9 protein-coding genes, 2 tRNA genes and 1 pseudogene are annotated in these 14,524 nt (G+C 62.3%); 7 read left to right on the top strand and 5 right to left on the bottom strand.

The window, feature by feature from the left end:
• From P7F28_RS25490 to P7F28_RS25470, 5 genes and pseudogenes are all read left to right on the top strand, one after another.
• Nucleotides 1-386, top strand: a 386-nt coding sequence (locus tag P7F28_RS25490) for a S16 family serine protease (RefSeq protein ID WP_306806004.1), incomplete at its 5' end; no start/stop codon positions are given.
• A 244-nt stretch (nt 387-630) separates the two neighbouring features.
• A pseudogene (locus tag P7F28_RS25485) lies at nt 631-927 on the top strand (HU family DNA-binding protein); the annotation flags it as partial.
• A gap of 47 nt (nt 928-974) precedes the next feature.
• Nucleotides 975-1,050, top strand: a tRNA-Val gene (locus tag P7F28_RS25480).
• Between the two features lie 24 nt (nt 1,051-1,074).
• Nucleotides 1,075-1,151, top strand: a tRNA-Asp gene (locus tag P7F28_RS25475).
• Between the two features lie 280 nt (nt 1,152-1,431).
• Nucleotides 1,432-3,354: a SurA N-terminal domain-containing protein gene (locus P7F28_RS25470; protein ID WP_277187547.1), complete on the top strand. Its 1,923-nt coding sequence runs from the start codon at nt 1,432-1,434 to the stop codon at nt 3,352-3,354.
• A 101-nt stretch (nt 3,355-3,455) separates the two neighbouring features.
• Here P7F28_RS25470 and P7F28_RS25465 read toward each other — a convergent pair whose 3' ends face one another.
• Both P7F28_RS25465 and P7F28_RS25460 read right to left on the bottom strand, forming a co-directional pair.
• On the bottom strand, nt 3,456-3,797 hold the full coding sequence (locus P7F28_RS25465; RefSeq protein WP_277187552.1) for a hypothetical protein: 342 nt from the start codon (nt 3,795-3,797) through the stop codon (nt 3,456-3,458).
• Between the two features lie 151 nt (nt 3,798-3,948).
• Nucleotides 3,949-4,602: an arylesterase gene (locus tag P7F28_RS25460; RefSeq protein ID WP_277187546.1), complete on the bottom strand. Its 654-nt coding sequence runs from the start codon at nt 4,600-4,602 to the stop codon at nt 3,949-3,951.
• Here P7F28_RS25460 and P7F28_RS25455 point away from each other — a divergent pair.
• Nucleotides 4,601-5,302, top strand: a complete 702-nt coding sequence (locus P7F28_RS25455) for an ABC transporter ATP-binding protein (RefSeq protein ID WP_277187545.1) — start codon at nt 4,601-4,603, stop codon at nt 5,300-5,302. The genes P7F28_RS25460 and P7F28_RS25455 overlap by 2 nt on opposite strands.
• A 48-nt stretch (nt 5,303-5,350) precedes the next feature.
• Here P7F28_RS25455 and pgi read toward each other — a convergent pair whose 3' ends face one another.
• The 3 genes from pgi to P7F28_RS25440 all read right to left on the bottom strand — a co-directional run bounded on the left by pgi (nt 5,351) and on the right by P7F28_RS25440 (nt 10,070).
• Nucleotides 5,351-6,985, bottom strand: coding sequence for a glucose-6-phosphate isomerase (gene pgi, locus P7F28_RS25450; protein WP_277187544.1), 1,635 nt, complete (start codon nt 6,983-6,985; stop codon nt 5,351-5,353).
• 160 nt (nt 6,986-7,145) lie between these two features.
• On the bottom strand, nt 7,146-8,699 hold the full coding sequence (locus P7F28_RS25445; protein ID WP_277187543.1) for an NAD(P)H-hydrate dehydratase: 1,554 nt from the start codon (nt 8,697-8,699) through the stop codon (nt 7,146-7,148).
• 78 nt (nt 8,700-8,777) lie between these two features.
• Complete coding sequence (locus tag P7F28_RS25440) at nt 8,778-10,070, bottom strand: FAD-dependent oxidoreductase (protein WP_277187542.1); 1,293 nt, start codon at nt 10,068-10,070, stop codon at nt 8,778-8,780.
• 406 nt (nt 10,071-10,476) lie between these two features.
• On the opposite strand from P7F28_RS25440, the gene purL reads away from it, so the two are divergent.
• Nucleotides 10,477-14,514, top strand: a complete 4,038-nt coding sequence (gene purL / locus P7F28_RS25435) for a phosphoribosylformylglycinamidine synthase (RefSeq protein ID WP_277187541.1) — start codon at nt 10,477-10,479, stop codon at nt 14,512-14,514.
• Nucleotides 14,515-14,524 lie beyond the last annotated feature (10 nt).

The following is a 14,524-nucleotide window of genomic DNA, read 5'->3' as shown; positions in this document are numbered from 1 at the left end:
CCGCCGGTATCGCGATGACTACGGCGCTGGTGTCGGTGCTGACCGGTATTCCGGTTCGCGCGGATGTCGCGATGACGGGTGAAATCACGCTGCGCGGCGAAGTGCTCCCGATCGGCGGGTTGAAGGAGAAGCTGCTGGCGGCGCATCGCGGTGGCATCAAGCTCGTGCTGATTCCTGAAGAGAACACCAAGGACCTGGCCGATATCCCCGACAACGTGAAGAACGCCATCGAGATCGTGCCGGTTCGCTGGATCGATCGCGTGTTGGAATTGGCGTTGGAACGCGCGCCTGAAGCGCTGCCTGCTGAGGACGATGCGAAAGCAACGCCTGTGGCAGCAGAGGCGAAGAAGGATGCGCCGGCGACCGGTGATGTCGTTAAGCATTAATCGTGACGCACTAAGAAGCACTTGTTGCGCGCTGTTCTGCTAAACCCGCGAGGCTTTGCCTCGCGGGTTTTTCTTTTGGCATGCCGAATGAGTTGACAACATCTTCTAAAGGCACGCTGCATCGGGCGCAACCCTCGTTGACAGTACCGTTTCGTCTGCGTTTAATGACCCCGCATCCGACCATTCGCGATGCGCATCGTATCGACGCAACGGCTTCGATGCGGCATCGGACCGACCACATCGTGCCAATACAGATTCGGGGATCACAATGAACAAGACGGAACTGATCGACCATATCGCGCAGCAAGCCGATATCTCCAAGGCAGCCGCACAACGCGCGCTCGAAGCCGTAATCGGAGGCGTAAGCACGACGTTGAAGAAGGGCGGGACGGTGACGCTCGTGGGCTTCGGCACGTTCGCAGTGGGCAAGCGCACGGCGCGCACGGGCCGCAATCCGCGCACGGGAGACGCGATCAAGATCAAGGCAGCGAAGGTACCTAAATTTCGCCCTGGCAAAGCGCTAAAGGATGCGCTAAACTAGCGGACTCGCTGGGAACGGTGTTCCTAGCGAAGCGAGCAGAAGAGTCCGGGTGCTTAGCTCAGTTGGTAGAGCGGCGCCCTTACAAGGCGTAGGTCGGGAGTTCGAGCCTCTCAGCACCCACCAAACCGGATTCTTCAAACGCTACAAGGAGCGGTAGTTCAGTTGGTTAGAATACCGGCCTGTCACGCCGGGGGTCGCGGGTTCGAGCCCCGTCCGCTCCGCCAGAATCGAATGAAAATCCCGCGAGTCGAAAGGCTTGCGGGATTTTTGTTTTGGGCGTGACGTTTGCATTTCGTTAAGAATGCCAACGATTCATGCTTCGAAGCTCAGCGTGCCACAAGTCGAAACGCGCCATAACCGCCTGATTTTCAAGCTCAAACAGCACGCAGAACCCATCAAATCACCTCCGTATGACGCATCAGTTCGGTAAAACCCCTCACGCTTTCGCCTTTTCCTCGGCCACTGTTGTAATATCGAGCGTTTTGTTCTAACGCAGCGCTACGCATGCTCGACTTTTTCCGCAATCACCAGCGCCTGATGATGGCTCTGCTGATCCTGATCATCGTGCCGGGTCTTGGCATGGTCGGGATTCAGGGTTTCTCCAATTACTTCGACGAGAACGCCTACGTCGCCAGCGTCAACGGTCACAAGATCACGCGCGCTGAATTCGACAGTGCCTTCAGGCAGCAAGTTGACCGCGCCCGCTCCATGCTCGGCGCGCAGTTCGACGCCAAGATGTTCGATACCCCCGAAACGCGCCGCGCCATGGTCGATAGTCTCGTGCAACAGCGCGTGATGTCCGACGAGACGCAGCGTCTGCATCTCACGGCATCGGACGACGCCGTGCGCCGCGCGCTGATGAACGATCCGGTGATCTCGTCCCTGCGCAAGCCGGACGGCACCATCGACGTCGATCGGTACAAGCAGTTGCTCGCCATGCAGGGCATGACGCCCGCGCAGTACGACGAGCGCATGCGCTATACCATCGCCAGCGAGCAGATTCCGGGCAGCATCCAATCGACGGCCTTCACGTCGAAGGCGCTGGCGCAGAGTCTCACTGAACTCTCCGAGCAGAAGCGCGATGTGCAGGGCCTGTCGCTGCGCACGACCGATTACGCATCGAAAGTTCAGCCGACCGATGCGCAATTGCAGGCGTATTACGACGCGCACAAGCAGGAATTCGCCACGCCCGAGACGGCGTCGATCCAGTACCTCGTGCTGTCGCCTGCGACGATCGCGGCATCGAACAAGCCGAGCGATGCGGACCTGAAGAAGTTCTACGACGACAACGTTCAGCGCTATCGCACCGAAGGCGAAGTGCGCGCGAGCCACATCTTGATCAACGCGCCGAAGGACATGAGCGCGGCCGACAAGGCGAAGGCCAAGCAGAAGGCCGAGCAGATTCTGGCTCAGGTGAAGGCGCATCCGGACCAGTTCGCGCAGATCGCCGAGAAGAATTCGGACGATCCGGGTTCGGCGAGCAAGGGCGGTGACCTCGGTTACTTCCAGCCCGGTCAGATCGCAGGCGGCAAGGCGTTCGACGATGCAGCGTTTAGCCTGAAGAAGGGCGAGGTGAGCAATATCGTCGAATCGGACTTCGGTTATCACATCATTCAGGCGACGGACGTGAAGCCCGCCGCGACCAAGTCGTTCGATGAGGTGAAGGACGCAGTCGCGAAGGACTACGCCGCGCAGCAAGGCACCAAGGGCTTTGCTGACAGCGCGCAAGGATTCACCGATCTCGTCTACGAAAAGTCGAAGACGCTGCAACCGGCCGCCGACAAGTTCAAGCTTGCGATCCAGACCGCGACCATCGGCCCGAAGCCGGATCCGAAGCTGCCGCCGGACAGCCCGCTGAATAACGCGAAGTTCCTTGCTGCGGTATTCGCGCCGGACTCGGTGAAGGAGCACAACAACACGCAGGCTATCGACATCGGCAATAACACGCTGATTTCAGCGCGCGTGGTGGACTACAAGCCGTCCGCCGTGCCGGCCTTCGATACCGTGAAGGATGCGGTGCGCGCGAAGGTCGTCGCCGAGCAAGCAGCGGCAATGGCACAGAAGGAAGGTCAGGCAAAGCTGGCCGAGCTGGAGAAGTCGAAATCGACGGACGGCTTCACGTCGCCGATCACCGTCTCGCGCAATGATGCGCAGGGGCTGCCGCCCGCCGCGTTGAGCGCGATCTTCAAAGCCGATGCGTCGAAGCTGCCTGCGTATGTCGGCGTCGATCTTGGCGCGGACGGTTATGCGATCTATCGCGTGAACGGTATTGCGAAGGCTGCACCGGTCGCGGCGGATCGTCTGACGGGCGCGCAGCAGCAGATCGCGCAGGTCTACGCTCAGGCCGACATGGAAGCCTATGTCGATTCGCTGAAGGCACGCTCGAAGGTGAAGTACAGTCAGGCGCCTGCACCGGCATCGAACTAAGCAAAAACCGGGCAGCGCAGAAGCCCAAAGAAAAAGCCCGCAACCGAAAGGAAGCGGGCTTCTTTGCGTCTGGACTAATTCAAGCGATCAAAGCAGTCAAATCACAGGCACGCCTGAATATCGCCGGTTGCCTGGCTGCCTGCCGCGCCCGAAGCGCGGAAGCCCACCCACGTTCCCGGTCCCGACACAGACGGACGAATCACGGCCGCAGCGCCGCTCGGCGGTTGCTGACCCGGCACGAACACATCGACGGCCTGATCGTTGGCCAGCACATCCTGCGACACGACTTGTTGCTGCGACTTATCGGCCCAGCTATGCGCCACACATTGCGCGACGACGCGCGGTGCCTTGGTGCTGGTGCCGACTTGCTGAACACCCGCAGGCGGTTGAGCGGCACAGGCCGAAAATGCAATGGTCAGCGCGACGAGGGGAGCATATTTCACGTTTTTCACGTTTTCTCCTTAAAGAGTCTCGCTCGATACGCGAGCGGGTTATAAGAGTGACGCGAAAGTTCAGAGATCTGAATCTTGGCCGTGTTCCGCGTGGGTCAGTCGAATGCCGGAGCGCCGCGCTTCATCTGTTCCATCTTTCCATCTATTGAGAAGCGCTTGCGCCGAGCAAGGGTTTCAAACTTGGCCAGACGTTGTTCAATAGCAATGGCTGGGCCTGCACCGTCGGATGAATTTGGTCGGCCTGAAACATATTCGGCTGATTTTCGATACCGGCCAGCAGGAACGGCACCAGCGGCACTTTCTTGTCCTTGGCGATCTGCTCGTAGACCGCGTGGAACTTCTGCGTGTAATCCGGGCCGTAATTGGGCGGAACGTACATGCCGATGAGTAAAACCTTCGCGTGCGCGGCCTGCGATGCATCGACGATGGTGCGCAAGTTGGTTTCCGTGGTCGCGAGCGGCACGCCACGCAGCGCATCGTTGGCACCGAGTTCGACGATCACTACCTTTGGCTTGATGCGCGTGAGCACCGCCGTGAGCCGCGCGCGTCCCCCGCTGGTCGTGTCGCCGCTGATGCTCGAATTGGCGACGCTATAATCGAGACGCTCTTTCGCGAGCTTGTCGCGCAGCAGATTGACCCAGCCCGTATCGCGCGGTAGGCCGTATTCGGCTGAAAGGCTATCGCCGAGTACGACGATTGCGGGCTTGGTTTGGGTATCGGCAGCATGCGCGAGCACAGGCACGCACGCCGCACACACCAGCGTAAAAACGCGCAGTTTCTTCTTCAAAGTGTCCATGCAAAACAATATCGAGCCTGTTATCGAAGTACGGGGTTTAAGCAAGCGGGTGAAGGACGCAACGGGCGAACTCACGATTCTCGACCAGATCGATCTCTCCATCGCCAAGGGAAGCAGCGTGGCGATCGTCGGTGCATCGGGTTCGGGCAAATCGACGCTGCTCGGTCTGCTTGCAGGATTGGACAGCGCGAGCGTCGGCTCGGTTCGTCTGCTCGGGCGCGATCTGTCCACGCTGAACGAAGACGAACGCGCGGCGCTCAGAAGCGGCGCAGTCGGCTTCGTATTCCAGTCGTTCCAGTTGATGCCACATCTCACCGCGCTCGAAAACGTCATGTTGCCGCTGGAATTGCGCGCCGAGTTGCCGCATGCGGAAATCGCGGCGCGTGCGCGGTCGCTGCTGGATCAGGTGGGACTTTCGCAGCGTACCGGACATTATCCGAAGCTGATGTCAGGCGGCGAGCAACAACGCGTCGCGCTGGCACGCGCCTTCGTCACGCATCCCGCCGTCCTGTTCGCCGATGAACCCACCGGCAGCCTCGACGCCGCCACCGGTTACGCCATCATCGATCTGATGTTCGAGATGAATCGCCGCAACGGCGCAACGCTCGTACTCGTGACGCACGATACCGAACTCGCCGAGCGCTGCGACGCGACGGTGACGATCGAAGCAGGGCGGCTGGTCAACGGACTGAGCGTATAAAAAAGCCCGCATCAAACGCGATGCGGGCTTTCGAGCAGCGCTAAAAACTCAACGCTTCAACGCGCGACGAGCACGCTCGATCAACGCCGACGTCGAAGAATCATGCTTCTTCGGATCGGCGCTTGCAGCGGTGATATCCGCTTCCACAACCTTGCCGAGAATCTTGCCCAGTTCCACGCCCCACTGATCGAACGAGTTGATGTTCCACACCGTGCCCTGCACGAGCACCTTATGCTCGTACAGCGCGATCAACGCACCGAGCGATTCCGGCGTCAGCGCATCGAGCATGATGGTGGTGGTTGGCCGATTGCCGGGGAAGCTCAGATGCGTCGCGAGTTCTTCCTTGCCCGGACCCGCAACCTTCTTCGCTTCTTCGAGCGTACGACCGAGCATCAACGCTTCGCTCTGCGCAAAGCAATTCGCCAGCAGCTTCGCGTGATGATCGACCAGCGGATGCTCAGGCGTCAGCACGGCGATAAAGTCGATCGGAATGATCGTCGGACCCTGATGCAGCATCTGGAAGAACGCGTGCTGACCGTTGGTGCCCGGCTCGCCCCAGATCACGGCCGCAGTCGGGTAATCGACCATGCCGCCATCGAGCCGCGCCGACTTGCCGTTGCTCTCCATCTCCAACTGCTGGAGATACGACGGCAGATAATGCAGCGCCTGCGAATACGGCGCGATCAGATCGCTTTGCGAGCCAAAGAAATTGCGATACCAGATGCCGATCATGCCCATCAGCACCGGCAGATTCTTATCGAGCGGCGCGGTGCGGAAGTGCTGATCCATCTTGTCCGCACCGGCGAGCAGCGCATCGAAATTCTTCGGACCGACCGACAGCATGATCGACAGACCGACCGCCGACCACAGCGAATAGCGCCCGCCGACCCAGTCCCACATCTCGAAGATATTGTCTTTGTCGATGCCGAACTTGACCACTTCCGAAGGATTCGCCGATACACCGACGAAGTGCTTCGCAAGCTGATCTTCCGGACAACCCGACTTGATGAACCAGTCACGCATGGAATGCGCGTTGGTCATGGTTTCGAGCGTCGTGAACGTCTTGGAGACGATGATCGCGAGCGTCTCTTCGGCATCCACTTGCTGAAGCACGTTCCACAGATCCGCGCCATCGACGTTGGAAACAAAGTGCGTGTCGAATTCCTTCGATGCCAGATGATGCAGCGCATGCACCACCATCTTCGGCCCGAGATCCGAGCCACCGATGCCGATGTTCACCACATGTCGAATACGCTTGCCGGTGTAGCCGGTCCACGAGCCGTCGCGCACCTTGTCCGAGAACGCCGCCATCCTGGCGACTTCGGCGCGCACTTGATCGTGGAAGGGCGCATCGGCGGATTGCGCGCGCAGCGTCGTATGCAGCACTGCGCGATGTTCCGTGATATTGACGATTTCGCCCGCGAACATGGCGTCGCGGCGCTTGGTGACGCCGGCTTCTTCCGCGAGCTGCACGAGCAGCTTGAGCGTGGCGTCGGTGATGCGGTTCTTGGAGAAGTCGATTGCGAGGCCGCCGCCTTCGAGCGTCATACGCTCGTGGCGCGTCGGCGCGGTATCGTTTTGCGGCGCGAACCAGTCGCGCAGGCGCTCGCCGGAAATAGCGTCGTAATGCGACTGGAGCGCCGACCAGGCCGGGAACGAATTGAGCGTCGTGTTGAGGGTCATGAGCGGTCCGTTAGTCTGAGGTGGCAGAGGAAAACGTTCGTGCTGATGCGCGGCGGCTTAGCGGGTTGCGTCGGATGTTTCGTGAACGCGACTAAACCGCCGCGGATGCTCGAATCAAAAAGAGTATAGCGACGATGCATGAACGGATGCTTGCAAGGTGTCACATGCGCCGTGGCGCGTGCTGCGCGTAGAACAGCCGATTGATGAGTTTGCGCACTTCCGGCGCGAGTTCGCCCGCCGTCAGTCCGGCCGGCCCGATACCTTCATCGGTGAGGCTTTGCGCGGCGAGTCCGTGCAGATAGACGCCTGCAAGCGCGGCTTCGAACGCGGGCAACTTCTGCGCGAGCAATGCTCCGATCAATCCGCCGAGCACGTCACCGGTGCCACCGGTAGCGAGTCCCGCATTGCCGGTCGGATTGACGACCAACCGTCCATCCGGCGATGCGACGATCGTGCCTGAACCCTTCAGCACGACGACCGACGCATAGCGCGCGCTGAGTTGCCGCGCGGCCTGAAAGCGGTCGGTCTGCACGGCTTTCGCATCGTCCGATTGAAGCAGACGCGCGGCTTCCAGCGGATGCGGCGTCAGGATGCACGGATCGCCGCGCGTGCCGCACGAGGCGACGGCGGAGGCGAGCGCATCGTCTTTGGCGATGAGATTGAGCGCGTCGGCATCGAGCAATTTGGGGATGTCGAGTTTCAGCGCATCGCTCAGCAGACGTTTGGCGCGATCGCTTTTGCCCATGCCGCAGCCGATTGCCAGCGCATCCATGCGGTCAAGCTTCAGATCGTCGGCGTGATGCAGCATCAGTTCCGGATGCGGCGGGTCGTAGGGCGGAAAGCCATCGCTGAGAAAGGCGATGTTGACCTTGCCCGCGCCGCCGTATAGCGCCATGCGACCCGCCAGCACCGGGGCGCCGCACATGCCCGTGTCGCCGCCGATCACCGCGAGTGTGCCGAACGTGCCCTTGTTGGTGCCGTTGTCGCGCGGCGGCATTGCCGGGGCGAACAGCGCGGGCGCGTTCAGCACGATGGACGGCGCGGCAGGCGGCTCGACGCCGATCGTCGCGACGAACAGTTTGCCGCACAGATCGCGGCCATCGGCAGTGAACTGTCCCGGCTTCGCGCCGATAAACGTGATCGTGGCACTCGCGCGCACCGCATCGCCGACGCCGACGGGCGCGCCGGTGTCGCTGTTTAGGCCGCTTGGGATATCGAGCGCGAGCACGCGTGCGTGGCGCGACAGGCGCGTGGCAATCGTCGCGAACACGCCTTCGAGCGGCCGCGTGAGTCCGATGCCGAATAAGCCATCGACAAGCCAGCCGTATTCATCGAATGAAGCGGGCGGTTCCTGATCGATGACAACGCCCGCAGCACGCGCGCTTTCCAGCGCCCAACGCGCATCGTCCGGTTTCACTTCGACCGGCATGCACACGCGCACCTTCACGCCCGCGCGATGCAACTGCTCGGCCATCACCAGCGCGTCGCCGCCATTGTTGCCGGGGCCGGCAGCGAGCCACACCGGCAGGGCGGTCGATTCGGGATCGTGTTCGAAGGTATCGAGCAGACATTGCGCGGCGGCGGCACCCGCGCGCGCCATCAGCGTATGAGGCGGCAACGCGGCAGCGGCGCGTGCTTCGAGCGCGCGCAACTCAGCCAGCGTGAGCAGCGCGATCGAATCGTCTTTGGGCGAAAAGTAGGAGGACGCAGTCATGGCTCGGATTGATCGATGCGGGCAACGAAACGCGTCGCTGTCCGCAGCAATCGTGCCACTTCCTGAGCAAAGGCAAGCTTAGAAGCGGTTGACGCTCAGCGCGAAAAGCGTGTCGTCGGGAAGGTCCGGTTGCTGGCCGGAGACGAGATCCGCGACCACTTTAGCAGAGCCGCACGCGAGTCCCCATCCCGACGGGCCGTGCGCCGCGTTGACGAACAGGCGCGGGTGACGCGTCGCGCCGACCACGGGCAGGCCATCGACGGAAATCAGGCGCAAGCCATCCCAGGCGCGCGCCATCGAGACGCGCGCCGCGCCCGGAATCCAGTCGTGCGTGCCCTGACCGAGTACGTCGAGCGCGCGTTTGGCGAGGCTCGGATCGAGCGGCTTTTCGGCCTTGGCGACCGGCTGGAACACGCCCGCGCCCGCAATCCGCAAGCGCTGATTGCTCGGCGTCATGGTGATGCGCTTGACCGAATCGACCACGGTGAGGTGCGGCGCGCGCTCCTCGTAAGCAACGGGCGCGACCAGCGTGTGAATGCGCATCGGAAACAGCGAAGACGTGTTTTTGCCGATACCGGCGAGCAGCGCAGGCGTATCCGCGCCCGCCGCCACGACGATCGCGTCCGCCGCGATGCTGCCGATATCGCCGCGATGCTTCTCGTCGGTGGCATCGGCGAGTTCGACGGCGGCACGCGCGCCGTCGAGACGCAAACCCGTCACCACGCGATTCATGCGGAACTGCACGCCTTCGTCTTCGAGAACCTGCTTGAGTTGCTTGGTGAAAAGCGGGCAGTTCGCGGTGCGCTCTTCGGACAGCAGCACGCCGCCCGCGAACGGCGGATCTTCCAGCACCGAAGGCTCGGCGACGATACATTGCTCCGGCGTCAACACGCGATGCGCCACGCCATGCGCCTTCAGCATTTCGAGCGCGGGCTGCACCAGTTCCAGATCACGGGCATGACGAAACAGATGCAGCATGCCGCGCCGCTGTTCGAAATCCAGTTCCAGACTTCCTTCGATATCCGCCACCGCACGCCGCGCGATATCGATCAGCGGATGCAGCCGCGCGTACTGCGTGGCGAACGCGTCCGGCGTGCGCAGCGTGCCGAGTTGCTTCATGAAGTCGCGGGAAGCGGTATCGAAACCGGTCTTGACGATCATGCCGGACTGCTTCGGACGGGTCGATGCCATGAAGGTCGGGCCGAACCAGACATCGAGCGGAGAGGGCAGAAGCGCGCCGCCCTGGCCGTAGGTCGCGCCTTGCGCAACGGTCGCATGACGTTCGATGACGCAGACGCGATGCCCGGCCCGAAGCAACTGATACGCGGTGGCGATGCCGGCGATTCCTCCGCCGATGACAATGACATCCATGACTGTTTGGTGCCCGAAGGCGCGATTGGTGCTGCGCGGCGAACGCACTACGATACGCACTGCGATGAACCGCATGCGACGCCGAAGTGACGGCAAGTGCGGCGGCGGTGCCGCACCCGAAGAAAGCGCGCCATGATAGCGCCAAAACGGATTCGAAGGGACGGCAATCCTGCAACGACGGCGCACAGGAAGCGCGCGCATCGGCGAGGCGAATAATTTCAGGATGCGGAACGCACCGCGCGATGCCCGAGGCGGGCGGCGCTGCACGGCCGTGCGGGCCGCCCGGGCCGATTTCAAGACGCATCCGGGTTATAATCGCGGTCTTCCTTTCGCCTCACGCCGCAATTGCGCCCGTCCCCGGCGAGCGCCTGAAACGGCACACAGACGTCATCGACGCACCGTCACAATGGCCCACTTCTCGTGTTTCCCCGGCGCTTCGGCCCTCTCCGATTTCCGTCAAACCCGTCTGCTCGAAACGCTCGTCCGCATCGACGCGAACATCGTTGGCGTGCGCGGTCAGTTTCTGCACTTCGTCAACTCGTCCGAACCGCTGACCGATGAAGACAGCAACCGCATCCATGCGCTGATGCACTACGGTGCGCCGTTCGAGGAACCGAAGGAGCGCGGGCATCAGGAAACCTTCATGGTGGTGCCGCGCTTCGGCACGGTGTCGCCGTGGGCCAGCAAGGCAACGGATATTGCGCATCACTGCGGGCTGGAGACGGTGCGGCGCATCGAGCGTGGCGTCGAGTACACGGTCATCATGAAGAGCGGTTTTCTGGGCGGCAAGAAAGCCTTGTCCGATGAAGCGCGCAACGCGGTCGCAGCGGCCTTGCATGACCGCATGACGGAGCACGTCGCGGCATCGCGCGATCAGGCGCTGCATCTCTTCGATGAACTGCCTGCCAAACCGCTGCAAACGGTCGATATCATCGGCACGGGGCGCAGCGCACTCGAAGCGGCCAATATGGAACTCGGCCTCGCGCTCGCGGACGACGAAATCGACTATCTCGTCAGCGCGTTCGAAAGCCTCAAGCGCAATCCGACCGATGTCGAACTGATGATGTTCGCGCAGGCCAACAGCGAACATTGCCGCCACAAGATTTTCAATGGCGAATGGACGATCGATGGCGAGAAGCAGGATATCTCGCTGTTCCAGATGATTCGCAATACCGAAAAGCTGAATTCCGAAGGCACCATCGTCGCGTATTCGGACAACTCGGCGATCATGGCGGGCGGCAATGCCGAGCGCTGGTTTCCGCGCGGCGAAAGCGAGCAGTACGGGCGTCACGTCGAACTGACGCACACCTTGATGAAGGTCGAAACGCACAATCACCCGACGGCCATTTCGCCGTTCGCGGGCGCGGCGACCGGTTCGGGCGGCGAAATCCGCGATGAAGGCGCGACGGGCCGCGGCGCGCGTCCGAAGGCCGGTCTTGCGGGCTTCACCGTCTCCAATCTCGATTTGCCCGATGCGCGCCAGAAGTGGGAAAACGCCCGCGACAGCGGTGTGACGCTCGGCCAGCGCAATCCGTCCGAATCGCATGAGCCGTATGGCCGTCCGGACCGCATCGCGTCGCCGTTGCAGATCATGATCGACGGGCCGATCGGCGCGGCGGCATTCAACAACGAATTCGGCCGGCCGAATCTCGGCGGCTATTTCCGCACGTACGAGCAGAACGTCGGCGGGCGCGTGCGCGGCTATCACAAGCCGATCATGATCGCGGGCGGCATCGGCAATATTTCGGATCAGCACACGCACAAGAATGATCTGCCGCCGGGCACGCTGCTGATTCAGATCGGCGGACCGGGCATGCGTATCGGCATGGGCGGCGGGGCGGCTTCGTCGATGGCGACCGGCGCGAATACCGCCGAGCTTGACTTCGATTCCGTTCAGCGCGGCAATCCGGAAATCCAGCGCCGCGCGCAGGAAGTGATCAATACGTGCTGGCAGTTGGGCGAAAACAACCCGATTCTGTCGATCCACGACGTCGGCGCGGGCGGCATTTCGAACGCCTTCCCTGAACTGGTCGATGGCGCGGGCAAGGGCGCGCGCTTCGATCTGCGTAAAGTGCAGCTCGAAGAAAGCGGTTTGTCGCCGCGCGAAATCTGGTCGAACGAAGCGCAGGAACGCTACGTCTTGGCCATTTCGCCGAACGATCTGCCGGCATTCCAGGCGATCTGCGAACGCGAACGCTGCCCGGTGGCAGTCGTTGGCGTGGCGACGGAAGAACGTCAACTGAAGCTGATCGACGAAGCCAACGAAGGCCAGGAACCCGTCGATATGCCGATGGACGTGCTGCTCGGCAAGCCGCCGAAAATGCACCGCGACGTGAAGCGCGAATCGCTGAGTTTCGAAGCCGTCGATGTGACCGGCATGCCGCTGTCCGAAATCGCCGTCGATGTGCTGAAGCATCCGACAGTCGCGAGCAAGTCGTTCCTGATTACGATCGGTGACCGCTCGGTCGGCGGCACGACGGCGCGCGATCAGTTCGTCGGTCCGTGGCAAGTGCCCGTCGCCGATTGCGCGGTTACGACGATGGATTATCAAGGCTATCGCGGCGAAGCCATGACGATGGCCGAACGCACGCCGCTCGCCGTTATCGATGCACCCGCGTCGGGCCGTATGGCGGTGGGCGAAGCGGTGACCAACATCGCGTCCGCGCCGATCGAATCGATCGGCAAGCTCAAGCTCTCCGCCAACTGGATGGCCGCGTGCGGCAGCGCAGGCGAAGACGCGGCGCTCTACGATACGGTGAAAGCCATCGGCATGGAACTGTGCCCGGCGCTGGGCATCAGCATTCCCGTCGGCAAGGACTCGCTGTCGATGCGCACCAAATGGCAGGACGCGCGCGGCGCGGCGAAGGAAGTGGTGTCGCCGGTATCGCTGATCATCAGCGCCTTTGCGCCGGTGGAAGACGTGCGCCGCCACCTGACGCCGCAACTCGTCAACGACGCCGCCACCGTGCTCATTTCCATCGACCTCGGACGCGGCAAGAATCGCATGGGCGGCAGCATTCTCGCGCAAGTCACGCAGCAAGTCGGCGACACGACACCCGACGTCGATGATCCCGAAGATCTCAAACGCTTCTTCGCGGCCATTCAGGCGCTGAACGCCGATGGCAAGCTGCTCGCGTACCACGACCGCTCGGACGGCGGCCTGTGGGCGACGGTCTGCGAAATGGCCTTCGCGGGTCACGTGGGCGTGTCGCTGAACGTCGATATGCTGACGCTCGATCCCAACCACGAATCCGATTACGGCGATGCCAAGGACTGGGCCAAGCAGACCAGCGGCCGCCGCGACGATCGCACCATCCGCGCGCTGTTCTCGGAAGAACTCGGCGCGGTGGTGCAAGTGCGCGCATCGGACCGCGATGCGGTATTGGCGGCGCTGCGCGAGCACGGTTTGTCGGCGTGTTCGGATGTGATCGGCAAGCCGAATGCGACGGATACCATCGAAATCTATCGCGACGCCAAGAAGATTTTCGATGCCCCGCGCGTGGACTTGCATCGTGCGTGGAGCGAAGTGAGCTGGCGTATCGCGCGTCTGCGTGACAACCCCGCGTGCGCAGACGCCGAATACGACACGCTGCTCGATGCCGCCGATCCGGGCCTCTCGCCCGTGCTCACGTTCGATCCGAGCGAAGACGTGGCCGCGCCGTTCATCGCCACGAACAAGCGCCCGCGTGTGGCGATCCTGCGTGAGCAGGGCGTCAACTCGCATCTGGAAACCGCGTACGCGTTCGACCGCGCGGGCTTCGACGCGCACGACGTCCATATGAGCGATCTGCTCTCGGGCCGCGCGACGCTCGCCGATTTCGCGGGCGCGGTGGCATGCGGCGGCTTCTCGTACGGCGACGTGCTCGGCGCGGGCGAAGGCTGGGCGAAAACCATCCGCTTCAATCCGCGCCTCGCCGATATGTTCGCCGCGTTCTTCGGCCGTCCGGACACGTTCGCGCTCGGCATCTGCAATGGCTGTCAGATGATGTCGAGTCTCGCCTCGATCATCCCCGGCGCGGAAAACTGGCCGAAGTTCACACGCAACAAGTCGGAGCAATTCGAAGCGCGTTTCTCGCTGGTCGAAGTGCAAAGCTCGCCGTCGATTTTCTTCGGCGGCATGGAAGGCTCGCGTCTTCCGGTCGCGGTTGCGCACGGCGAAGGTTTCGCTGACTTTTCGCAGCAAGGCGATCCGTCGAAGGCGCTGATCGCCATGCGTTTCGTCGATCATCGCGGTCAGGCGACGGAGCAGTATCCGTTCAATCCGAATGGCTCGCCGCAAGGCATCACGTCCGTGACCACGCCGGATGGCCGCTTCACCGTGCTGATGCCGCATATGGAGCGCGTGCATCGCAATGTGCAGATGAGCTGGACGCCCGACGACTGGACCACGGACGGCAGCCCGTGGCTGCGCGTGTTCCAGAATGCGCGTCGCTTCCTCGGCTAAAAAGCTCGGT

This window comes from Caballeronia sp. BR00000012568055, assembly GCF_029439455.1.
Classification (GTDB): domain Bacteria; phylum Pseudomonadota; class Gammaproteobacteria; order Burkholderiales; family Burkholderiaceae; genus Caballeronia.
The sequence above is the reverse complement of the archived record's forward strand: the minus strand, read 5'-3'. Positions and strand labels throughout refer to the sequence as shown.

Excerpts from the sequence above, each read along its gene's own strand:
- P7F28_RS25460 (WP_277187546.1), bottom strand. The coding sequence starts at position 4,602 with ATGGACACTTTGAAGAAGAAACTGCGCGTTTTTACGCTGGTGTGTGCG.
- purL (WP_277187541.1), top strand. The coding sequence starts at position 10,477 with ATGGCCCACTTCTCGTGTTTCCCCGGCGCTTCGGCCCTCTCCGATTTC.
- P7F28_RS25445 (WP_277187543.1), bottom strand. The coding sequence starts at position 8,699 with ATGACTGCGTCCTCCTACTTTTCGCCCAAAGACGATTCGATCGCGCTG.
- P7F28_RS25440 (WP_277187542.1), bottom strand. The coding sequence starts at position 10,070 with ATGGATGTCATTGTCATCGGCGGAGGAATCGCCGGCATCGCCACCGCG.
- P7F28_RS25455 (WP_277187545.1), top strand. The coding sequence starts at position 4,601 with ATGCAAAACAATATCGAGCCTGTTATCGAAGTACGGGGTTTAAGCAAG.
- pgi (WP_277187544.1), bottom strand. The coding sequence starts at position 6,985 with ATGACCCTCAACACGACGCTCAATTCGTTCCCGGCCTGGTCGGCGCTC.
- P7F28_RS25470 (WP_277187547.1), top strand. The coding sequence starts at position 1,432 with ATGCTCGACTTTTTCCGCAATCACCAGCGCCTGATGATGGCTCTGCTG.